Source organism: Rhodanobacter sp. OR92 (assembly GCF_000427545.1).
Lineage (GTDB): Bacteria > Pseudomonadota > Gammaproteobacteria > Xanthomonadales > Rhodanobacteraceae > Rhodanobacter > Rhodanobacter denitrificans.
Genome location: NZ_ATYF01000012.1, coordinates 289,938 through 309,693 on the forward strand (window position 1 = coordinate 289,938; position 19,756 = coordinate 309,693).

The 19,756-nt window shown below is 70.4% G+C and carries 19 protein-coding genes; 13 read left to right on the plus strand and 6 right to left on the minus strand.

All coding sequences use genetic code 11. The features are described 5' to 3' along the window. Window positions 1–77: 77 nt before the first annotated feature. From RHOOR92_RS0106680 to RHOOR92_RS0106690, 3 genes are all read right to left on the minus strand, one after another. The gene (locus RHOOR92_RS0106680; RefSeq protein ID WP_027489902.1) at window positions 78–767 is read right to left on the minus strand and encodes a C40 family peptidase; all 690 of its coding nucleotides are present in this window, start codon (window positions 765–767) and stop codon (window positions 78–80) included. A gap of 182 nt (window positions 768–949) precedes the next feature. After that, a complete protein-coding gene (locus tag RHOOR92_RS0106685; RefSeq protein ID WP_027489903.1) occupies window positions 950–1,684 on the minus strand; it encodes a YggS family pyridoxal phosphate-dependent enzyme in 735 nt (244 codons plus the stop codon). Window positions 1,685–1,786: 102 nt separating this feature from the next. Beyond that, a complete protein-coding gene (locus tag RHOOR92_RS0106690; protein WP_027489904.1) occupies window positions 1,787–3,202 on the minus strand; it encodes a M20 family metallopeptidase in 1,416 nt (471 codons plus the stop codon). A 207-nt stretch (window positions 3,203–3,409) separates the two neighbouring features. On the opposite strand from RHOOR92_RS0106690, the gene RHOOR92_RS0106695 reads away from it, so the two are divergent. The 3 genes from RHOOR92_RS0106695 to RHOOR92_RS0106705 all read left to right on the plus strand — a co-directional run bounded on the left by RHOOR92_RS0106695 (window position 3,410) and on the right by RHOOR92_RS0106705 (window position 4,901). Then, a complete protein-coding gene (locus RHOOR92_RS0106695; protein WP_007513302.1) occupies window positions 3,410–3,778 on the plus strand; it encodes a helix-hairpin-helix domain-containing protein in 369 nt (122 codons plus the stop codon). 104 nt (window positions 3,779–3,882) lie between these two features. Further along, on the plus strand, window positions 3,883–4,356 hold the full coding sequence (locus tag RHOOR92_RS0106700) for an SET domain-containing protein (RefSeq protein WP_007513303.1): 474 nt from the start codon (window positions 3,883–3,885) through the stop codon (window positions 4,354–4,356). A gap of 5 nt (window positions 4,357–4,361) precedes the next feature. Next, a complete protein-coding gene (locus tag RHOOR92_RS0106705) occupies window positions 4,362–4,901 on the plus strand; it encodes a GNAT family N-acetyltransferase (RefSeq protein WP_007513306.1) in 540 nt (179 codons plus the stop codon). A 45-nt stretch (window positions 4,902–4,946) separates the two neighbouring features. On the opposite strand, the gene RHOOR92_RS0106710 is transcribed toward RHOOR92_RS0106705, so the two are convergent. The 3 genes from RHOOR92_RS0106710 to RHOOR92_RS0106720 all read right to left on the minus strand — a co-directional run bounded on the left by RHOOR92_RS0106710 (window position 4,947) and on the right by RHOOR92_RS0106720 (window position 9,853). Continuing rightward, window positions 4,947–5,867 carry a hypothetical protein gene (locus RHOOR92_RS0106710; protein WP_027489905.1) on the minus strand — a complete coding sequence of 307 codons (921 nt, stop codon included), beginning with the start codon at window positions 5,865–5,867 and terminating at the stop codon, window positions 4,947–4,949. Then, a complete protein-coding gene (locus RHOOR92_RS0106715) occupies window positions 5,867–8,089 on the minus strand; it encodes a M1 family metallopeptidase (RefSeq protein ID WP_037115017.1) in 2,223 nt (740 codons plus the stop codon). The genes RHOOR92_RS0106710 and RHOOR92_RS0106715 overlap by 1 nt, the downstream gene beginning before the upstream one ends. An 81-nt stretch (window positions 8,090–8,170) precedes the next feature. Then, on the minus strand, window positions 8,171–9,853 hold the full coding sequence (locus RHOOR92_RS0106720) for a sulfite reductase flavoprotein subunit alpha (RefSeq protein WP_007513312.1): 1,683 nt from the start codon (window positions 9,851–9,853) through the stop codon (window positions 8,171–8,173). A 272-nt stretch (window positions 9,854–10,125) separates the two neighbouring features. Between RHOOR92_RS0106720 and RHOOR92_RS0106725 the strand changes: the two genes are divergently transcribed. The 10 genes from RHOOR92_RS0106725 to RHOOR92_RS0106770 all read left to right on the plus strand — a co-directional run bounded on the left by RHOOR92_RS0106725 (window position 10,126) and on the right by RHOOR92_RS0106770 (window position 19,754). Beyond that, on the plus strand, window positions 10,126–10,818 hold the full coding sequence (locus RHOOR92_RS0106725; protein WP_027489907.1) for a response regulator transcription factor: 693 nt from the start codon (window positions 10,126–10,128) through the stop codon (window positions 10,816–10,818). Next, on the plus strand, window positions 10,815–12,230 hold the full coding sequence (locus RHOOR92_RS0106730; RefSeq protein WP_027489908.1) for a sensor histidine kinase: 1,416 nt from the start codon (window positions 10,815–10,817) through the stop codon (window positions 12,228–12,230). Before RHOOR92_RS0106725 ends, RHOOR92_RS0106730 begins: the two co-directional genes overlap by 4 nt. Before the next feature lie 160 nt (window positions 12,231–12,390). Further along, window positions 12,391–13,845: an efflux transporter outer membrane subunit gene (locus RHOOR92_RS0106735; protein ID WP_007513316.1), complete on the plus strand. Its 1,455-nt coding sequence runs from the start codon at window positions 12,391–12,393 to the stop codon at window positions 13,843–13,845. 136 nt (window positions 13,846–13,981) lie between these two features. Further along, window positions 13,982–15,112, plus strand: coding sequence for an ABC transporter permease (locus RHOOR92_RS0106740; protein ID WP_007513318.1), 1,131 nt, complete (start codon window positions 13,982–13,984; stop codon window positions 15,110–15,112). A gap of 5 nt (window positions 15,113–15,117) precedes the next feature. Beyond that, on the plus strand, window positions 15,118–15,870 hold the full coding sequence (locus RHOOR92_RS0106745; RefSeq protein WP_007513320.1) for an ABC transporter ATP-binding protein: 753 nt from the start codon (window positions 15,118–15,120) through the stop codon (window positions 15,868–15,870). Continuing rightward, complete coding sequence (locus RHOOR92_RS0106750; protein WP_027489909.1) at window positions 15,867–16,838, plus strand: HlyD family efflux transporter periplasmic adaptor subunit; 972 nt, start codon at window positions 15,867–15,869, stop codon at window positions 16,836–16,838. Before RHOOR92_RS0106745 ends, RHOOR92_RS0106750 begins: the two co-directional genes overlap by 4 nt. A 67-nt stretch (window positions 16,839–16,905) precedes the next feature. Beyond that, window positions 16,906–17,742: an alpha/beta fold hydrolase gene (locus tag RHOOR92_RS0106755; RefSeq protein ID WP_027489910.1), complete on the plus strand. Its 837-nt coding sequence runs from the start codon at window positions 16,906–16,908 to the stop codon at window positions 17,740–17,742. Continuing rightward, complete coding sequence (locus RHOOR92_RS0106760; protein WP_007513327.1) at window positions 17,742–18,122, plus strand: EamA family transporter; 381 nt, start codon at window positions 17,742–17,744, stop codon at window positions 18,120–18,122. The genes RHOOR92_RS0106755 and RHOOR92_RS0106760 overlap by 1 nt, the downstream gene beginning before the upstream one ends. Then, window positions 18,119–18,526 carry an EamA family transporter gene (locus RHOOR92_RS0106765; protein ID WP_007513328.1) on the plus strand — a complete coding sequence of 136 codons (408 nt, stop codon included), beginning with the start codon at window positions 18,119–18,121 and terminating at the stop codon, window positions 18,524–18,526. The genes RHOOR92_RS0106760 and RHOOR92_RS0106765 overlap by 4 nt, the downstream gene beginning before the upstream one ends. A 22-nt stretch (window positions 18,527–18,548) precedes the next feature. Next, entirely contained in the window at window positions 18,549–19,754 is a 1,206-nt protein-coding gene (locus RHOOR92_RS0106770) for a DegT/DnrJ/EryC1/StrS family aminotransferase (protein WP_027489911.1), read from the plus strand. The last annotated feature ends 2 nt before the right edge of the window (window positions 19,755–19,756 follow it).

A 19,756-nucleotide genomic window follows, 5' to 3' on the forward strand; every position in this document is an offset into this window, starting at 1 on the left:
GCGGCGATGGTTCATCCGCCGCGGTCAGCAAAAAGCCGCCTTGCGGCGGCCTGGCGAGGCACCGGCGCCGGCAAGGTTCAGCCCTTGTCGACCACCTGCGCCATCGCTTCCGGGCGCTTGGCGCCGGCGAAGCGCTTGGCCCAGTACCCCTCGTTGAGGCTGGAGATCTCCACCGACTTGCCGCTGGCCGGCGAGTGGATGAAGCGACCATTCGAGATGTAGATGCCCACGTGCGAAATGCGCCGCTTGCCATGCGTGCGGAAGAACACCAGGTCGCCCGGCTGCATGTCGGCACGATTGACCTTGAGCCCGGCCAGGAACTGCGACGCGGAGTTGCGCGGCAGCTGCATGCCGACCGCGTGGGCAAACACGTAGCGGACGAAGCCGCTGCAATCGAAACCGGTGGACGGGTCGCGACCGCCCCGCACGTAGCGCGTGTCGCGCAGCTTCATCGCCATCGCGATCAGCGACTTGCGCAGGTCGGTGATGTTCGCGCTGGCCGCCGCCGTGGCGGCGTCCTGCTCGTCCGCGGCATCGGCTAGCGGCTGTGCCGGCGCCTGCAGCGAGGCGGCGTCCGGGAGCACCGACCGCGCCAGCGCGGTCGCCGGGTCGAGGATCGGCAGCTGGACCGGCAGGGGCGAATCGAGGGTGGCGGCCGGCGTGCTGCCGGCGGCGGGTGAAGCGGGGAGGCTCTTGGCTTGAAGCGGGCCGGATGCCAGCAACACGAAGACGAGCGCGGCGGCGGCGGTCAGTGGCTTGATGGGCATGCCGGGAAAAATCCCTTGTTGTTCACAGGATTGGCCGCCCGACAGAAGCCGACGACGTGACGAAGTGGTCAACTTAACAAGAAGGGGACGCCCAGATGTTGGATCGAGGTTAACTGAACCCTGTCGTTTCAAAAAACGGCGACACCGCGCACACTCCGTCCAAGCCATTGATTCATCTTGAATTACGGCTTCGCTGTCGGTTCCGGCCAGTAATACGCGTCCGGATACGGCCGGCTGCCGAAGATCGCCGTACCGATCCGCACCTCGGTCGCCCCTTCCGCGATCGCGAGCGGAAAGTCGCCGCTCATGCCCATGGAAAGCCGCGGGATGTCATGGCCTTGCGCGATGGCCCGGTCGCGCAGTTCGCGCAGCCGGCGGAAGCAGCCGCGCACTTCGACCGGGTCGGTGGAGTGGATCGCCAGGGTCATCAGGCCGCGCACGCGCAAGGTGGCGTAGCCGCGCAGGGTGTCCAGGAAGCTGGCCAGCTGTTCAGGCGGCAGTCCGTATTTGCTGGGCTCGGTGGAGGTCTTCACCTGCACCAGCACGTCGATCGCGCGACCCTCGTGCTGCAGGCGGCGATCCAGCGCCTCGGCCAGTTCCAGCCGGTCCAGCGACTGCACCTCGCTGACCAGCCGCGCCACGTCCTTCGCCTTGTTGGTCTGCAGGTGGCCGATCATCACCCAGGCGATGCCGCAGTCGGCCAACAGCGGTGCCTTGTCGCGGATCTCCTGCACCTTGTTCTCGCCGAAGCGGCGCATGCCCAGCGCCACACCCTCGCGGATCAGCTCCGGGCCGAAGGTCTTGCTGACCGGCAGGATGGCTACCCCGGCCGGGTCGCGGCCGGCGGCACGGCAGGCCTCGTCCACCCGGCGGCGGATGTCGGACCAGTTGGCGGCGAGGTGGGAGAGGGTGGTCATCTTGCGGACTCCGCGCGGAAAACTAAGGAGTGAGAAACTAAGGAGTGAGGAGTGAGAGGAGCGGGCGGCTATCTCTCACTCTTCACTACTCACTCCTCGCCCTCAGCCTTGCTTGAAGTGCTTCGCCACCACTTCGGCCACCACCATGCTGACCTTCTTGCCGGTGGGGATGTGCAGGAACTCGTTCGGGCCGTGCGCGTTGGAATGCGGGCCGAGCACGCCGGTGATCAGGAACTGCGCCTGGGGGAATTTCTCGCCCAACATGCCCATGAACGGAATGCTGCCGCCCTCGCCCATGCAGGCGACCGGTGCGCCGAAATAGTTCTGCGACGCGTCGGCCACCGCCCGCTCCAGCCACGGCGACAGCGCCGGCGCGTTCCAGCCCGAGCCGTCCTTCTCCAGCGTGAAGCTGACCTTGGCGCCATACGGCGGGTCGTTCTCCAGCAATTGCTTGACGAACTCGCCGGCCTTGGCGCCGTTCAGCGTGGGCGGCACGCGCAGGCTCAGCTTCACCGCGGTGAACGGGCGCAGCACGTTGCCGGCGCTTTCCAGCGGCGGGATGCCGCCGATGCCGGTGACCGCCAGCTGCGGGCGCCAGGTGCGGTTGAGCACCAGCTCGGCCAGGTCTTTCGTGACCGGCTGCATGCCCTCGGCCCAGGGGAACTTGCTGTAGATGTCCTCGCCCAGCACCTCGGCCGAGAGCTTCGCCTGCTCGATGCGCTGCGGCGGGATCTCGACGTACAGCTCCTTCGGCTTGATCGTGCCGGTTTCCGGATCCTCCAGCCGCGACAGCAGCTCGCGCAGGATGCGGAAGCTCGACGGCACCACGCCGGACGCGTCGCCCGAATGCACGCCCTCTTCCAGCACCTGCACGCTGAGGTTGCCGCCGGTCATGCCGCGCAAGGACGTGGTCAGCCACAGCTGGTCGTAGTTGCCGCAGCCCGAATCCAGGCACACCACTAGCGACGGACTGCCGATGCGCGCGGCCAGGTGGTCGACGTAGAACGGCAGGTCGTAGCTGCCCGATTCCTCGCAAGCCTCGATCATCACCACGCAGCGCGCATGCGGGACGCCCTGCTCATGCAGCGCCAGCAAGGCCGCCAGCGAGCCGAAGATCGCATAACCGTCGTCGGCGCCGCCGCGGCCGTACAGCTTGTCGCCCTTGAGCACCGGCGTCCACGGGCCCAGGCCGTCGGCCCAGCCGGTCATCTCCGGCTGCTTGTCCAGGTGGCCGTACAGCATGACGGTGTCGTCGCCCTGGCCCGGCACCTCGATATAGATGAGCGGCGTGCGCCCTTCCAGCCGCACCACTTCCAGCGTGGCGCCCGGCAGCTGGCTCAGCTTGGAGCGCGCCCAGGTTTCCATCAGCCTGACCGCCGCATCCATGTAGCCGTGCGCCACCCAGTCCTTGTCGAACATCGGCGACTTGTTGGGAATGCGGATGTATTCGACCAGCTGCGGCACGATCTCGTCGTCCCACAGGCCGCTGACGTAGCGGGAAAGGCGGGCGGTATCCATGGCTCACTCCATCAGGCGGACAAGAGCGGCATTGTAACAGCGCGCTTCCGGTGCACCGACACACGAGCGGAAGCTGCCCACAGGCGAAAGCTCCCACCGCGTACGCCTGGCCCTTGGCGCCTCCCACTGCGCGTCCCGGCGCCGCGGCGCCATAGTGCGCCGGCGGCCCCGGGACGCCGCCACCACCATCGCCCAAGGAGAAAAGCCATGTTCAACAAACTCGTCGCTGCCACCCTCGCGCTCGCCCTCGCCCTGCCCGGGCTGCTGCTGGCCGCCACGCCGGTCAACATCAACCAGGCCGACGCGGTCGCCATCGCCAAGTCGCTGGACGGCATCGGCCAGGCCAAGGCCGAGGCCATCGTGGCCTGGCGCGAAGCCCACGGCCCATTCAAGAAGGCCGACGACCTCAAGCACGTCAAGGGCATCGGCAAGGCCACCATCGAGCGCAACCGCGCCGCCATCCTGCTCGCCGACGATGGCTCCGCCGCCGCGGCCACCACCGGAGCGGACGCCCCCGCCAAGAAAGCGCAGCGGAGCAAGAAGGCCGCCATGGCCGAGACCGCCGCCGAGGAGTAGGCCACGGCCCAAGGTTCCCGCCGGCCGGGAGCCGGGCGGCGCGACCCACGGCAGGCCGCGCCGCTTGCGCTACACTCGCGCGCCCAATCCGTCGCCGTGCCGCCATGATCCTGCCGCGTTACCACATCGCCGCCTCTGCCATCCACGGTGCGGGCAACGGCCTGTTCCTCGACGAAGCCGTGGCGGCGGGGCGCATCATCACCGCGCCGGATGGCATCGAGCAGACCTTCCGCTACGCCGACATCATGGCCTCACCTGAGCTCCGCGCGCAGTTCCACGCCAGCGCACGCTGGTTCGAGGATCACTACACGCTGTCGCCGGACTGGCCGGACGAGTGCTACATCAACCACAGCTTCACGCCGAACGGGCTGTGGCACCTGGGTTTCGTGTTCGCGCTGGCCGAACTGCCCGCCGGCAGCGAGATCACGGTGGACTACCGGCACCTGCTGCCCCCCGGCCAGGCCGAGGATTTTGTCGATTCGGTCACAGGTGAGACAATTACCGGGTTGACCTGGCAGGAGAGCCTCGCCGACAGCACCCGTGTACTGGCCGAACTGCTGGCTGCCGCCCACCGCTGAGCGTGATGTTCGATATCCCGACCCTTGAAACGGCGCGCCTGCGCCTCACCGCGCTCACCGAGCGCCATTTCGACGACTACGCCGCGATGCTGGCCGACCCGGACAGCACGCGCTGGATCGGCGACGGCGAACCGCTGGACCGCACCAATGCCTGGCGCTCGCTGGCGATGCTGCTGGGCCATTGGCAACTGCGCGGCTTCGGCATGTGGGCGCTGGAGCTCAAGTCCACCGGCGAGTTCATCGGCCGCGCCGGCCTGATGTATCCCGACGGCTGGCCGGACCTGGAAATGGGCTGGATGCTCAAGCCCGAGCACCGCCACCACGGCTACGCCACCGAGGCGGGCAACGCCGTGCTCGATTTCGCCTGGAACCAGTTGCACGCCCCGCGCGTGATCAGCCTGGTGCGGATCGGCAACGAGGCCTCCGACCGGGTCGCCGAGCGGCTCGGCGGCGAACACATCGAGGACATGGACTTCTACGGCAGCCACAGCCACGTGTTCGCCTACTATCCGCCGCATCGCGAACATCGCCGCGCCTACGGCTGATCCAGCGCCCCGCCGGCAGGTGCCGGCAAGGCGGTGAAGAACGACCTACAGCGCCTGCGGCAAGCCGCCGCCGCGCCGGGATGACCACAGCGAACGCGCCACTTCGGCCAGGGCGAACACCCGGGCCACGTGCACCCAGCCCAGCACCAGCACCAGCAGTTGCGTCAGCAGCACCGCCAGCAGCAGGCCGGTCGTGCCGAGCGCCGGGGTGTGCACGCGACCCACGCCGAGGGCCAGCGCCGCCGCATAACCGATCACACTGATCAGCACGTAGCTGAGCAGCGTGCTGAACGGGCGCCGCAGCAGCTGCATGAAGCCACGGCCGAAGGCGCGGGTGGCCGAACGCAGGTTGCCGTCCGCGATGAACGCGGCCCGCCCCGACTCCACCATGGCCTGCGCCAGCACGAACAGCACGCCAGCGACGAACAAGGCCAGGTGCGTCGCGCGGTCGGCCTGCGCTTGCAGCACCGCCTTGTCGCCGACGCCGTCGGCCATGTGCAACGCCACACCGATCAGCGCCGCCATCACCGCGTACGGCACGATCGACCACAGCATCAGGCGGAACATGCGGCCGTACTCGACGATGCCGCACTGGAGCAGGTGGCCGAAACCCAGCACGCGGCTGGCGCGTCCACCGCCGACCAGCATGCCGTTGAGGAACGGCGTCAGCAACAGGGTAAGCAGCAGGCCGAGGATCGCCACGCCGCTGAGCCAGCCGGTATCGTCGCGCAGTGCCGACAGGGTGTCGCCGAACATCACCGGACTGAACTGCGCGGCCCATGTTGGCGCCTGCACGGAGTGGTCGAGCAGCCCGCTCAGGCTGCGCCACAGCGGCAGGCTGACCACCGCGGTCGGCAGCAGCAGCAACAGCGTCCACAGCAGCAGCAGGCGCCACTGCATGGCGGCCAGCGGCGCGCGTGCCACGGCACCGAGATCCACCCGCCGGGAAGCATGTCTGTTCATCATCACAGTGACCCCATCAAGGCGTAGAAGACCTGCAACAGCGACGCGGCATCCGCGCTCCAGCGGCGCGAGGCGCTGCCGTCGGCCTTGGCCGTCCGGCTGTCGTTGAGCTTGTTCGCATCCAGGTAGATCTTCTGCTCGGGATCGAGCGTGGCTGCGACCACCTTGGACGGCCGGGTGAAATCGAAGCGGGCCCAGCGGCGGCCGTCGTTCCAGTGCACGTCCTCGCTGCTGCCGTCGGCGAACTTCACCCGCAGCAGCTGCGGCACCGGCACGCCGTCACGGCGCACGGTGACGGTGCTGTGCCACGGGAACGGCCCGCTGCCCGGCTTCGCGTTCGGATGGGCCTTGTTCCAGGCCTTGCGCTGTTCGTCGACCCGCTTGTCGAGGGCATCGTCGTCGAGCTCGCTGCGCTTGCCGTCCTTCAGCGTGCTGCCGGCCAACGGCAGCACTTCGGTGGCGTCGATGCTGGCGACCCGGTCGTCGATCTGCGCGGTGCCGTAGACGTACTGGTCGAAGATTTCGTTGACCGCCTGCGGGTTGCCGGAGACCTCGGCCAGGGTGGCGCGCAGGTCGGCCGTCGACGGATGGCGGAAACGCCAGCGCCGGTAGTACGCGTGCATCGCGCGCTCCAGCACCGGCGTGCCCAGGCGCTCCTCCAGGTCGTGCATGGCAGTGGCGGTGCGCGAATACACCGTGCCGTAGCTGCTGCTGGACAGTCGATCCCATGCATTCGCGCCCAGCGGATCGGGCGGCTGATGCAGGCCGGCGCTGAGCCGCTCCGCTTCAAAGCCGGTCATCGCCGGCGTGATGCCGAGGCGCTTCATCCAGCCCGATGCCAGCACGATCTTCTCGCCGCTGGCGCGCGTCATGCGACCGTCCCAGTACTCGTTCATGCCCTCGTCGAGCATTGGCTCCTCGAATTCGTTGGAAGCGAGCAGGCCGTAGAAGTAGCCGTGGCCGAACTCGTGGATGGTGACGAAATCGATCGCGTACTGCGTGAGCGTGCCCGGCTCGACCTTGGCGAAGCCATCGGCGGTGAAGAAGGTCGGATACTCCATGCCGCCCGCCTCCGACGCGTTGTACGGCGGCACCACCGCCGTCACCGTCTGGTACGGGTAGGCGCCCAGCGAGTTCGAAAAGTACGTCAGCGAATCGGTGGTGGCCTTGAGCACCGGCCCGGCGCTGGCCGCGTATTCGGCGGGGTAGATCACCCGCACGTCGACCTTCGGGCTGCCAGGCCCCTGCCAGCTGCCGTCCAGCGTCTTGTAGCCCTTGGCCGCGACCCAGGCGAAATCGTGCACGTCGCCCTGCACGAAGTGGTAGGTGCTCTTGCCGTTCGCCGTCTCCGGCGGCCCCTGCAGCTTGCCGACCGCGCCCACGGTGTAGTCGCCGGGCACGGTGAGGCGCACGTCGTACAGGCCGAAGTCGGCGTAGAACTCGCTGTTGAAATGGAACTCGTGCACGTTCCAGCGCGGCGCGGCGGCACCGCGCTCGCCGGGCAGTTCCAGCACGCCGATCTTCGGGAACCACTGCGCCACCAGGTTGAAGTCGCCGAACCAGCCGGTGCGCTCGACCACCCGCGGCAGCTGGCTCAGAAAATCGATGTCCAGCGTCAGCGTGCCGCCGGCCGGCACCGGCTCGGCCAGCTCGACCTGCGCCACGGTCTGGTCAGTGGCCGGGCCGCCATCAGGCTGCACGAAGCGCCATTTCAAGGCGGCGTCGCCCTGCTTCACCTGCTTCAGCTCGATCCAGCCCCACTCGCCTTTCTTCAGCACCGCCGCGCCACGCGAACTGCCGTGCGCGGTGAGCACCTTGCGCTCGGCGAACCAGGTGCTGGCCTCGTTCTGGAACGCGTTGAGGTACAGGTGGAAGTAGACCTTGCTGACCGGACGGTCGCTGCGGTTGCGCCAGGTCATGTGCTGCTGGCCGCTTACCACATGTTTCGCCGCGTCAAGCGTGGCGTCGATGCGATAGCTCACCACACGGTCGGACAGGGTCGGCTCGTTGCCGCTGCGCTCGCCACCCCAGGCATCCGCAGCACTGGGCACGCTGACCGCGGCGGCGTCGGCGGCCGCAAAGGGAATGTCGGGTAGCGCTACGCTGGCCGCACTGGCCGGCGGCGTGGCCGATGCGGCCGGAGCGACCTGTTGCGCCGCCGCCAGCCAGGGCCAGAACACGACCACAGCGCACAGACGCCCCCACTTGCGTACGATTCGCCGCATCTTGCCACTCCCCTGAGCAATCCCCGCAGAGTGCACCCAAGCGGCCATGCCGGGCATAGGCCATAGGTCATGCCGCGGGGTTCAGTAGACGTCGCGCCGATAGCGACCCTGCGCCCGCAACTGTTCGACCCGCGCATCGCCCAGCACGTCGCGCAACACTGCATCGACACCAGGCGCCAGGCCATCGAGGCTGCCGCAGACATACATCGCCGCGCCGGCGTCGACCCAGCGCTGCAGCTCGTCGGCCGCTTCGCGCAGTCGCTGCTGCACGTGGATGCGCTCGGCCTGGTCGCGCGACCAGGCGAAATCGGCGCGCTCGATCCGGCCATCCGCCAGCCAGCGCTCGATCTCCTCGCGATAGAGGAAGTCGTGCGCCGCATGGCGCTCACCGAACAACAGCCAGTTGCGCCGGTGGCCGGCGACGATGCGCGCCTTCAGCAACGAACGCAACGCGGCCAGCCCGGTGCCGTTGCCGATCAGGAGCAGCGGCCGCGCATTCGCCGGTGCGTGGAAATTGACGTTGCTGCGCACGCGCAGGGCAATCGCCGCGCCGACCGGCGCGTGCGCGGTCAGCCAGCCCGAACCGAGCCCGAGGTAGCCGCCGCGGCCGCGCATCTGGCGCACCAGCAGGTGGATCGCACCGTCGCCCGGCAGCGAGGCGATCGAGTACGCGCGGTGCGGCAGTCGTTGCAGCCTCGCCGCCACGGCTTCCTCGTCCAGCCCGTCGATCTGGTGAGCTTCGGGCAGCCGGCAGCGCGCCAGCAGTTCGGCCAGCGGCAGCCGCTCCCTGCCCGACGCCACCGGCACGCGGCCATCCAGTCCGCTGGCCGCCAGCCAGCTCGCCACCCGGTCCGGCGCGTGGCATGGCCCGATCTCGACCAGGTCGCCGGCCTGCCAGTCCGCACGCCCCTGCAGCGGCTGCAGTTCGAGATGGAAGCAGGGTTCGCCCACGCTGCCGGGGTTGAGCAGGCGCCGTTCGGCCAGCCGCCAGCGCTGGTACTTCGGCGCCTGCCAGTCCGGCAGGTCGCTGATGCCGGTGAGCATCGCCAGGCAGTGCTGCCAGTGACGCAGACTGGCCTCGTCCTCGCTGTCCACTTCCACGGGATCGAACAGCGCCTGCGCGTTGCTGGCCTCAAGCCAGCGCTGCAACTGGCGGCCGAAGCCGCAGAAGTTCTCGTAGTCGCTGTCGCCCAGCGCGAGCAGGCCGTAGCGCAAACCGCCCAGCTGCGCCGGTTGCCGCATGGCCAGACGGCTGAACGCCTGCGCCCTGTCCGGCGGCTCGCCGTCGCCGGTGGTGCTGACCACAAACAGCACGCGACCGGCGTGGCGTAGCTCCTCGAGCGTCAAGGTGTCGATGCCATGCAGCCGCACCGGCATGCCTGCGGCCTGCAGGCTCTGCAGGGTCTGCCGCGCGAGTTGTTCGGCGAAGCCGGTCTGGCTGGCGTAGACCACGTGAACGCCGACCGCAGCCTGCGAAGCGTCGACCGGCGCCGCGGCAACCACCGCGACCGGATCGCGAGCGGCGGCGGTATCGGCCACGGCCAGCGGCTTGCGCGGCGCCGGCGGGCGCCGCAGACGCCACCAGCCGAGCAGGCCCAGCCACGCCGCCAGCACCAGCGCCGCACCAAGCCAGCGTGCGGCGCCCGGATCGCGCGCATCGGTGTGCCACAGCAGCAGCGCCACCGGCAGCAGCGCCCACCCGGCCGGCAGGATCGCGTTGCCGAGCGCCGCGCGCCATGCCATCGCCGCGTCGTGCCTGCTCATCGCGGCCACGGCTGCCGCGCCCCCCCCGCGGCAGGTACCGCGCCGTGGTTCAAGCAAGTTGGCGGATGATGACGACTGACCCATGCTTGTCCATGATTCGCACACCCGTGCCACCCGGGGAACTGCGGCCGGCATGGATGGTCTCGATGAGCGCAGAATCCGGTGTCCCGGGTTGCGCCGGCGATCATTAGACCGCAAACAAGAATCAATCTCAACAAACCCATCGAGCTTGGCGCCGAGCCATCTCCATGCATCCCGGGAGCACCCAGCGCATGCGCATTCTTCTGGCCGAGGACGACCCTTCCATCGCGGACGGCCTCTGTGCGGCGCTGCGCCATGGCGGCCATGCGGTGGACCATGCCGCGCGGGGCAACCTGGCCGACGTGGCGCTGCGCGATCATGACTACGACCTGCTGGTGCTGGATCTGGGCCTGCCCGCGCTGGACGGCACCGAAGTGCTGCGCCGCCTGCGTCATCGCGGCACCGGCATGCCGGTGCTGGTGGTGACCGCCCGCGAGGGCCTGGCCGAACGCATCCGCGTGCTCGACCTGGGCGCCGACGACTACCTGGTGAAACCCTTTGCGCTGGCCGAGTTCGAAGCCCGCGTGCGGGCACTGCTGCGCCGGGCCAATAGCCAGGGCAAGCCGGAGCTGCAACAACTGGGCCGATTGCGGCTGGACCTACCGGGGCACCGCGCCTGGATCGGCCAGACGCCGCTGGAACTGACCGCACGCGAGTTCGGCCTGCTCGAGGCGCTGGCCACGCGGGTCGATCGCGTCACCAGTCGCGCCCAACTGGTCGCGGCATTGTGCAACTGGGACCAGGAGCTGACCGACAACGGCCTGGACATCGCGATCCACCGGCTGCGCCGCAAGCTGCAAGGCAGCGGCACCGGCGTGCGCACGATCCGCGGGCTGGGCTACCTGCTGGAAGAAACCGACGACAGCGGGAACAGCCAGGCATGAACCGGCCACGCATACGTCCGCGGCGCCCCAGCCTGCGCCGGCGCCTGCTGCTGGCGCTGCTGGTCCCGGTCGGCGTGCTGCTGCTGCTGGATGCGCTGCTGACCTATGGCGTGGCACTCACCTACGCCAACCGGGTACACGACCGCGACCTCAGCAACGACGCCCTGACCCTGGCCACGATGCTCGGCAACGACCGGTTCGATGGCGAACTGACCCCGCGGGCGCGCTTCCTGCTCGAATACGATCCGGGCGGCCACAGCTACTTCACCGTGAGCAGTGCCCGGCACGGCCTGCTGGCCAGCAACGGGCAATTGCCGCAGCCCGCGCAGGTGCCGGCCATCGGCGCCCGCCCGACGCTGTACGACGCGCAGCTGGCGAAGCACGCCCTGCGCGCCGCCACGGTACACATCGCCATGCGCAGCGACCCCGGCGACAGCCTGGTCGTCACCGTCGCCGAAACCCTGCACGACCGGCACCAGCAGGCGCGCGAAATCCTGCTGCTGGCCAGCGTGACGCAGACGCTGCTGATCGCCGGCGTGCTTTCGCTGGTCTGGTTCGGCGTCGGCCGCGGCCTGCACGTGCTCGACCCGCTGACCGCCCGACTCGCCGCGCGCACCGACGAACTCACGCCGATCGACGGCTCCGACGTACCGCTGGAGATCCGGCCGCTGACGCAGACCATCGATGCGCTGTTCGGCCGCCTGCGCGGCATGCTGATCCTGCACGACCGCTTCATCGCCGATGCCGCGCACCAGTTGCGCACGCCGCTGACCGGCTTGAGCCTGCACGTCGAATATGCCATGGCCAACCCGCAGCCGGAGATAGTGGCCGACGCCCTGCTCCACATCCAGCGACTGGTACGGCGCGCCGCGCGCACGTCCGCGCAACTGCTGGCGCTGACGCGCGCGCAGGCGCCGTCGCTGGAGACCGGGGAGCGCACCCTGCTCGACCTCGCCCGGTTCATCCCCGAAGCGGTGTCGGAACGGGTCCACGAGGCCATCCGGGCCGGCGTGGACCTGGGCTACGAAGGCGGCGGGCAGGCACTGTTCGTGCTCGGCGACGCCGCCAGCCTGCACGACCTGCTGGACAACCTGATCGACAACGCGGTGCGTTACGCCGGCCGCGGCAGCACCGTCACCGTCAGGCTGGCGGCACGCGCCGATGGCGGCGCCAGCCTCAGCGTCGAGGACAACGGCCCCGGCGTGCCCGCCGAGCTGTTGCCGCGACTGAGCGAGCGTTTCTTCCGCGCCGCCAGCAACAACGAGGAAGGCAGCGGGCTGGGACTGGCGATCGTCCAGCGCATCGCCGAGCGGCATCACGCCGACGTGGTCTACCGGCCCGGCGAGTCGCGCGGTCTGTGCGTGGAAGTGCGTTTCCCCGCCCCGCCGGCGATCCTCGACCGACCGGCATGAGGACGACCGGCGATGATCCGCTGCGCCCCGCGAGCCGGCCGCGCCGCTACGGCGGTCGTCAGGACGAAGAAAGATTTTTCGGCAACAATGGCGTGCGATGACCTCCCATCCACTCCTCCCTGGTATCCCGTCCGATCATGACCCCGGGAAAGCGCACGCCGTGCCACGGCCACTGAGCAAGACAACCTCGAAGCACGGGTGGCTTACCTGCCTGCTCGGTGCCGTGGCCTGCGGGCTGGCTGGCTGCGCCGCGCCGCTGCCCCGGCTGGCGCCGCCGGTGCCTGCGCGCTGGCAGCATGCGGTCGCCGCGGATCCGGCGCGACCGACCGACCTGCATGGCTGGTGGCACGCCTTTGCCGACCCCGCGCTGGATGCGCTGGTGGATCGCGCGCTGGCCGGCAACCTCGACGTGGCGCAGGCGGTCGAGCGGCTGCGTGCCGTGCGCACCTTGCACGAACGCGCCCACGCCCGCTATCTGCCGGAGCTGCACGCGCGCACCCATGACGCGATCGATCCGGACGCCAGCGCCTCGTTCCTGATGGCCGGTTTCGATGCCAGCTGGGAACTGGGCCTGTTCGGTCGCGCCGAAGGCACCCGGCGCGAATCGCAGGGCGCCCTGGATGCCGGCGTGGCGGACCTGCACGCCGCGCGGGTCAGCCTGGTCGCCGAAGTGGTGCGCGAATGGATCGGCCTGCGCACCGCGCAGCAGCAGGAGCAGTTGCTGCAGCAGATCAGCCGGCAGCGCCGACAGGCGTGGGAACTGCAGCAGACGCGGCAGCGCCTGCAGCTGGCGGCGCCCAGCGCGGTGGACCAGGCGCAGGCCGCCTGGGCGCAGGCCGAAGCCGCACTGGCGGCACCACGTCAGGCGATCGACGCCAGCGCGCAGCGGCTGGCCGTCCTGCTCGGGCAGAACCACCCCGACCCGGCGTGGCTGCAGGCGGGCGCGCCGCCCGAGCTGGGCGCCTGGCGACTCGACGGCACCCCGGCCGAGCTGCTGCGCACGCGGCCCGAGATCGCCCGCGCCGAGGCGGACGTGCTGCGCACCGCCGGCGAACTGGCGTTGACCCACGCCGAGCTGTTTCCCAGCGTCGGCCTCGGTGCCTCGATGGTCTGGGCCACCGACATCAACAACAACCATCGCATTTCGACCACCCCGAACGGCATCACCTCGCTGGGCCCGATGATCGACATCCCGCTGTTCGACTGGGGCATGCGGCTGGCCGCCACGCACGCCAAGGCGCACGAGCTGAGGGCCAGCGTGCTGGCCTACCGGCAGGCCGTGCTGCAGGGCGTGGCCGAGGTGGAAACCGCGCTGGGCAGCCTGCAGCAGCAACGCCAGCGCGAACAGCAGGACAGGCAGGCGTGGCAGGCGCTGCAGCGCGCCGACCAGGCCGTGCAGGTGCGCGCCCGGCTGCGCCTGGACGGCCCGCTCGATCGCCTCGAAAGCCGGGTCGCCGCCGACCAGGCCGCGCTCGAGCTGGCCGATGCGCGCGCTGCGCACGGCCTCGCCTACGTGGCGCTGTTCAAGGCGCTGGGCGGCGCACCGCTGCCCGCGCCGGATACCGAACAGGCCGCCTCGCCGGCGCCCGCCGACGCCCACGGAGCGCCGCGCTGATGGGAACCGCGAACAACGCCGTCACCCCGGCGAAAGCCGGGGTCCAATGCCGTCGGACCATTGAAGGCAAGAGACGCTGGATTCCTGCTTTCGCAGGAATGACGCGGAATGGGCTGGTTTTCCGAGGTTCCCGCTGATGGTGGCCCTGGCGCGCAAGACGCTGATCTACGAGTGGCGGCGCTTCCTGCCGGCGATGCTGGCGGTCGGTTTCGCCGGCCTGCTGCAGCTGCTGCAGATCGCGCTGGTGCTGGGTATCTTCGGCAGTACCAGCCTGTACATCACCGGCTCGTCGGCCGACGTGTGGGTGGGCTACCCCGGCACGCAGAGCGTGAGCCTGGGCCGCACGATCGACCCCGACGTGGAGTCGCGCCTGCTGATGGATCCGGCGGTGCAGCAGGTCGAGCCGTACCTGTGGGTCGACGGCGACTGGCGCGGGCCGCGCGAGACCGGTGGCGTCTCGGTGTTCGTTTCCGGCATCGATCCGGCCGCCGACGGGCTGATGTTCTCCAAAACCCTTTCGCCGGCGCTGCGCGCGCGACTGGCCGAACCGGACGCGATCGTGATCGACCGCTCCGCGCAGGACCAGCTTGGCGTCGACGTCGGCCAGACCGCCACCATCAACGGCCAGCAGGTGCGCGTGGTCGGCATCAGCACGGGTCTGCGCGCACTCGGCGGGGTCAACGTGCTGTGCTCGCTGGACACCGCGCGCCGGCTGGACAACGATCCGACCGATGCCGGGCCGACCTACCTGGTGGCGAAACTGCGCGACCCGGCCCAGGCCGACGTGGTGGCGACGCGCCTACGCGGCGACACCGCCTTCGGCCCGTACACGGCATGGAGCGCCGGCGACTTCGCCCGGCTCTCGGTGCGCTACTGGCTGTTCGACACCGGCGCCGGCGCCGGCGTGCTGTTCCTGGCCGGCATCGTGTTCCTGGTCGGTGCGGCGATCACCAGCCAGACCCTGATCGCCGCGGTCAACGGCTCGGTGCGTGAATACGCCACGCTCAACGCGCTCGGCGTGGGCGTGAACGCGTTGCGCAAGGTGGTGCTGGAGCAGGCGTTCTGGGTCGGCGCACTGGGCCTGCTCGGCGCCAGCGTGCTCGGCATCGTGCTGATGCTGCTGGCACGCAGCCAGGACGTGCCGGTGATCCTCAATGTTCCGGCGGCGCTGGCCTGCATCATCCTGGTGATGGGCCTGGCTGCCGTCTCCGGGCTGGCCGCGATGCGCAGCCTGCGCCGCGCCGACCCCGCGACCTTGCTGAGGTAGCCGCGATGCATCCCGCCCCTGTCGCCGAACCGCTGGGCACGCCCGCGCTGCAGGCCGAGAACGTCAGCAAGGCGTTCGTCTCCGGCCACCAGCGCACGCAGGTGCTGGACCACTTCTCGCTGAGCATCGACGCCGGCGAACTGACCCTGATCTCGGGCCCGTCCGGCTGCGGCAAGAGCACCCTGCTGGCGATCCTGAGCGGGTTGCAGAAGGTCGACAGCGGCCGTGTGCGGGCGCTCGGCAGCGAGCTGGGCCAGCTCGACCTGCGCGCGCTGGAACGCTTCCGCCTGCAGCACACCGGCTTCGTGTTCCAGGGCTTCAACCTGTTTCCCGCGCTGTCCGCGTTCGAGCAGGTCGAGCTGCCGCTGAACCACATGGGCCTGTCGCGCGACGAGGCACGCCGGCGCGCGCAGCAGTCGTTGGAGGAAGTCGGCCTGGCGCACCGCATGCAGCTGCGTCCGTCCGAGCTGTCCGGCGGCGAGAAACAGCGCGTGGCGATCGCCCGCGCGCTGGCCAAGCAGCCCGAGCTGCTGTTCGCCGACGAACCGACCAGCGCGCTGGACGCCGCCAACGGCCAGATCATCATCGACATCCTGCACCGGATCGCCCATACCCACGGCACCACCGTGCTGTGCGTCAGCCACGACCCGCGCCTGGTCGTCCACGCCGATCGCGTGCTGGCCATGGAAGACGGCCGTATCCTCAGCGACCGGCGCAATCGCGCCGCGGTCATCGACAGCAAGGAAAACCCCGCATGAAGCCGCCAGCCTTCCACCCGTCGCGGCGCACGCAAGCCGCGCGACTGCTCCGCCGCGGCGGCCTCGCGCTGGCCGTCGCGTGCCTGCTGCCGGCCTGTTCGCCCGCCGGCCAGGCGCCGGCCGACAGCAGCGCCTCGCCCGCGGCCGCCTACGTCGCGGTGGCACGCGGCAAGGTCGACATCGAAGGCGGCCTGCTGAGCCTGGCGATGCCGCGCGAGGGCACGCTGGCCGCGGTGGCCGTGCATGAAGGCGACCACGTCAAACAGGGCCAGTTGCTGGCGGCGCTGGACACCGAGCCGGCGCGACTGGCAGTCGAAGCGGCGCAGGCGCAACGCGAACAGGCGCAGGCGCAGCTGAAGCTGCTCGGGATCAAGCTGGCCGCGGCGAAGCAACGCGCCCGGCGGCTGGCCGCCGCGGCCGACGCCGGTGCCGGAGACGGCCAGAGCGCCGACGACGCGAACGAGGCGGCGGCACAGGTCGACGCGGAGCAGCAGGCCGCCCGCGCGGCCCTGAGCGTCGCCGGCCAGAAACTGGACGAGGCCCGCTACGAGCTGAAACAGCGCAGCCTGCTCGCCCCGTTCGACGCCGACGTGGTGCGGGTGTCGGCCCAGCCCGGCGCCAGCGTGTCGCCCGCGTCCGGGCCGCTGTTCGTGCTGCTGCCGCAGAAACCGCGGATCGTCCGCGCCGAGCTCAACGACAGCTTCGCCGCGGCAGTGCGCCCGGGCATGCCGGCCGAGGTGGTCGCCGACAGCGGCGGCGCGCACACGCGCTGGCGCGCGCACGTGCTGCGCATCGGCCAGGTCTACGGGCCGGCCACGCTGGAGAACGACCCGCAGGTGCGCGCCAACGCGCGCACGGTCGAATGCGTGCTGGCGTTCGACCAGCCCGACGCCGAGCCGACCCGGGATCTGCGCATCGGCCAGCGCGTGACGGTGCGCTTCGGCACCGCCAGCGCGCCGAAAGACTGAGGAAACCGCCCGCTGCGACCATGCCAGGCATGAAAATCGCCGTAATTCGTTCCAGCGAGGCAAGCGCGTGATCCAGCAGACCGACTTTTTCCTCGAGGGCGGGCGCAGCGGCGTGCTGCTGATCCATGGCCTCACCGGCACGCCGATGGAAATGAAGCTGCTGGGCAAGGGCCTGAACAACGCCGGCTTCACCGTGCACGGCATGCAGCTGGCCGGCCACTGCGGCAACGTCGAGGACCTGCTCGCCACCGGCTGGCGCGACTGGTATGCCAGCGTCGAGCGGGCGGCCGACGCGATGCTCGGCAAGGTCGACCAGTTGTTCGTCGGCGGCCTCTCGATGGGTGCGCTGCTGGCGCTGAAACTGGCCGCGGACCGGCCCGGGCGGATCGCCGGCGTGGGCGTCTACGGCGCCACCTTCCGCTACGACGGCTGGAGCATCCCGAAACTGGCACGGCTATCGTTCCTGCTGCCACTGCTGAAGAAACTGGGCATCGGCCGCGACCGCAGCTTCATGGAGCAGCCACCCTACGGCATCCGCGACGAGCGCCTGCGCGCGCAGGTCAGCGCGGCGATGCTCGGCGGCGACAGCGCCGCCGCCGGCCTGCCCGGCAATCCGTGGTACTCGCTGGCCGAAATGTACGGCCTGGCCGCCAGCGTGCGGCGTCAGCTGCCGCAGGTGACCGCGCCGTGCCTAGTCGCCCATGCCAGCGACGACGACGTCGCCAGCCCGAAGAACGCCGAGCTGGTGGTGCGCGGAGTCAGCGCACCGACCGAATTGCTGCTGCTCGAGGACAGCTACCACATGATCACCATCGACAAGCAGCGGCGCACCCTGATCGAGCGCTCGGCGGCATTCTTCGACGGCATCGTCGCGTCGAACGGTACGCAGCGCGTCGCTGCCTGATGATGCCGGCGGAAGGCTCCATCTCCACCCTCGTGGCGGGCCTGTGGCTGCTCAACATCGTGCTCGACACCGGCGGCCAGCTGGCGTTCAAGGCCGCCGCCGGCGATGAAGCGGCCGGTGATGGCCTGGCGCGCTGGAAGCACATGGCATCACGGCCCTGGCTATGGCTGGGCGTGGCCAGCTACGTGATCGAGTTCCTGGTGTGGATCGCGTTCCTGTCGCTGATCCCGCTGTCCGAAGGCGTGCTGCTGGGCTCGATCAACATCGTGGCGATCATGGTCGCCGGACGCTTCCTGTTCGGCGAAAAGCTGACCCGGCTGCGGGTCACCGGCATCCTGCTGGTCACGCTGGGCGTGGCGATCGTGGGGCTGGGCACATGAAGCGCTTCTACCTGCTCGGCTTCCTGCTGCTGATGGGCTTCGACACCCTCGCCCAGATCAGCTTCAAGTATGCCGGCAGCCAGGCGCTGCCGGTGCAGGCCAGCCTGGCGTGGCTGCTGCGCGTGTTCGGCCAGCCCTGGGTCTACGGCGCGGTGATCGGCTACATCGGCGCCTTCTTCACCTGGATGGCCCTGCTCAAGCGTGCGCCGATCGGCCCCGCCTTCGCCGCCTCGCACCTGGAAGTGGTGTCGGTGATGCTGCTGTCGATCTGGCTGTTCGACGAACAGCTCACCCTTGCCCGCGCGCTGGGTGCGCTGGCGATCATCGCCGGCATCGTCTGCCTGGGGCTGGCCGAGAGCCGCGAACACCCAGCGGAAGCCGATGCCGAGCCGGCGCGCGGCTAGGCGCCCGCGCTACGCTGCGCGCATGCTGCTCCGTCGCCGCCACGAATTGCCGCCCACCGCCGGCCTGCCGCTGGGCCTCGCCGACCTGCGCCCCGGGGCGCCGACGCTGGCCGACGACATCGCCGCGCTGCTGGGCACGCCGCCGCTGCAGCTGACCTGTTCCGGCACCGCGGCGCTGCTGCTGACGCTGGCCACGCTGCGCGAGCTGGCGCCGCGCCGCCGCCGCGTGGTGGTGCCGGCGTACACCTGCCCGCTGGTGGCGATCGCCGTGCGGCAGGCCGGGTTGGAGTTGCAGCTGTGCGACCTGCGGCCCGGCCACTACGACATGGACCCGTCCGCGCTGCGCGCGGCCTGCGACGAGCGCACGCTGGCGATCGTGCCCACCCACCTGGCCGGCCGCGTCGCCGACGTGGACGACGCGCTCGCCGTGGCGCGCCAGGTCGGCGCGTACGTGATCGAGGATGCCGCGCAGGCGCTGGGCGCACGCCGGGCCGACGGCACCAGCGTGGGGCTGGCCGGCGACGCGGGCTTCTTCAGCCTGGCCGCCGGCAAGGGCCTGTCGATCTACGAGGGCGGCCTGCTCGCTGCGCGCGACCCCGTGCTGCGCGAGCGGCTGGCCCGCGCCGCCGCGGGCGTGCCGCAACGGCCGGGCTGGGAGTGGCGGCGCCGCCTCGAACTGCTCGGCTACGCCGCGCTGTACCGGCCGTGGGGCCTGCGCCTGGCCTACGGCGCGCCGCTGCGCCGCGCGCTGCGCCGCGGCGACGAGATCGCCGCGGTGGGCGACGACTTCCCGCCGACGATCCCGCTGCACCGCGTCGGCCGCTGGCGGCAGGCGGTGGGCTCGCATGCCGTGCCGCGGCTGCCGGCGTTTCTCGCCCAGCTGTCCGCGCAGGCGCAACGTCGCCTGCCGCGGTTGCGCCAGATCGGCGGCATCGACGTGCTCGACGACCCCGCCGGCGCCTGCGGCACCTGGCCATTCTTCCTGCTGCTGCTGCCCGACCGCCGGCGCCGTGACGCCGCGCTGGCGCAGCTGTGGCCGGCCGGCTACGGCGCCAGCCGGCTGTTCATCCACGCCCTGCCCGACTACCCCTATCTCGCCGACGTGGTTCCCGCCGCGGACGTGCCGCACGCCCGCGACTTCGCCGCGCGCAGCCTCAGCCTCGGCAACAGCCCGTGGCTGACCGACGCGGACTTCGAGACGATCTGCGGCGTGCTCGGCAACGGCTGAGG

Bases quoted from the DNA above. Each gene is read 5' to 3' on its own strand.
- RHOOR92_RS0106680 (WP_027489902.1), bottom strand. From the start codon at position 767: ATGCCCATCAAGCCACTGACCGCCGCCGCCGCGCTCGTCTTCGTGTTG.
- RHOOR92_RS0106685 (WP_027489903.1), bottom strand. From the start codon at position 1,684: ATGACCACCCTCTCCCACCTCGCCGCCAACTGGTCCGACATCCGCCGC.
- RHOOR92_RS0106690 (WP_027489904.1), bottom strand. From the start codon at position 3,202: ATGGATACCGCCCGCCTTTCCCGCTACGTCAGCGGCCTGTGGGACGAC.
- RHOOR92_RS0106695 (WP_007513302.1), top strand. From the start codon at position 3,410: ATGTTCAACAAACTCGTCGCTGCCACCCTCGCGCTCGCCCTCGCCCTG.
- RHOOR92_RS0106700 (WP_007513303.1), top strand. From the start codon at position 3,883: ATGATCCTGCCGCGTTACCACATCGCCGCCTCTGCCATCCACGGTGCG.
- RHOOR92_RS0106705 (WP_007513306.1), top strand. From the start codon at position 4,362: ATGTTCGATATCCCGACCCTTGAAACGGCGCGCCTGCGCCTCACCGCG.
- RHOOR92_RS0106710 (WP_027489905.1), bottom strand. From the start codon at position 5,867: ATGATGAACAGACATGCTTCCCGGCGGGTGGATCTCGGTGCCGTGGCA.
- RHOOR92_RS0106715 (WP_037115017.1), bottom strand. From the start codon at position 8,089: ATGCGGCGAATCGTACGCAAGTGGGGGCGTCTGTGCGCTGTGGTCGTG.
- RHOOR92_RS0106720 (WP_007513312.1), bottom strand. From the start codon at position 9,853: ATGAGCAGGCACGACGCGGCGATGGCATGGCGCGCGGCGCTCGGCAAC.
- RHOOR92_RS0106725 (WP_027489907.1), top strand. From the start codon at position 10,126: ATGCGCATTCTTCTGGCCGAGGACGACCCTTCCATCGCGGACGGCCTC.
- RHOOR92_RS0106730 (WP_027489908.1), top strand. From the start codon at position 10,815: ATGAACCGGCCACGCATACGTCCGCGGCGCCCCAGCCTGCGCCGGCGC.
- RHOOR92_RS0106740 (WP_007513318.1), top strand. From the start codon at position 13,982: ATGGTGGCCCTGGCGCGCAAGACGCTGATCTACGAGTGGCGGCGCTTC.
- RHOOR92_RS0106745 (WP_007513320.1), top strand. From the start codon at position 15,118: ATGCATCCCGCCCCTGTCGCCGAACCGCTGGGCACGCCCGCGCTGCAG.
- RHOOR92_RS0106750 (WP_027489909.1), top strand. From the start codon at position 15,867: ATGAAGCCGCCAGCCTTCCACCCGTCGCGGCGCACGCAAGCCGCGCGA.
- RHOOR92_RS0106760 (WP_007513327.1), top strand. From the start codon at position 17,742: ATGATGCCGGCGGAAGGCTCCATCTCCACCCTCGTGGCGGGCCTGTGG.
- RHOOR92_RS0106765 (WP_007513328.1), top strand. From the start codon at position 18,119: ATGAAGCGCTTCTACCTGCTCGGCTTCCTGCTGCTGATGGGCTTCGAC.
- RHOOR92_RS0106770 (WP_027489911.1), top strand. From the start codon at position 18,549: ATGCTGCTCCGTCGCCGCCACGAATTGCCGCCCACCGCCGGCCTGCCG.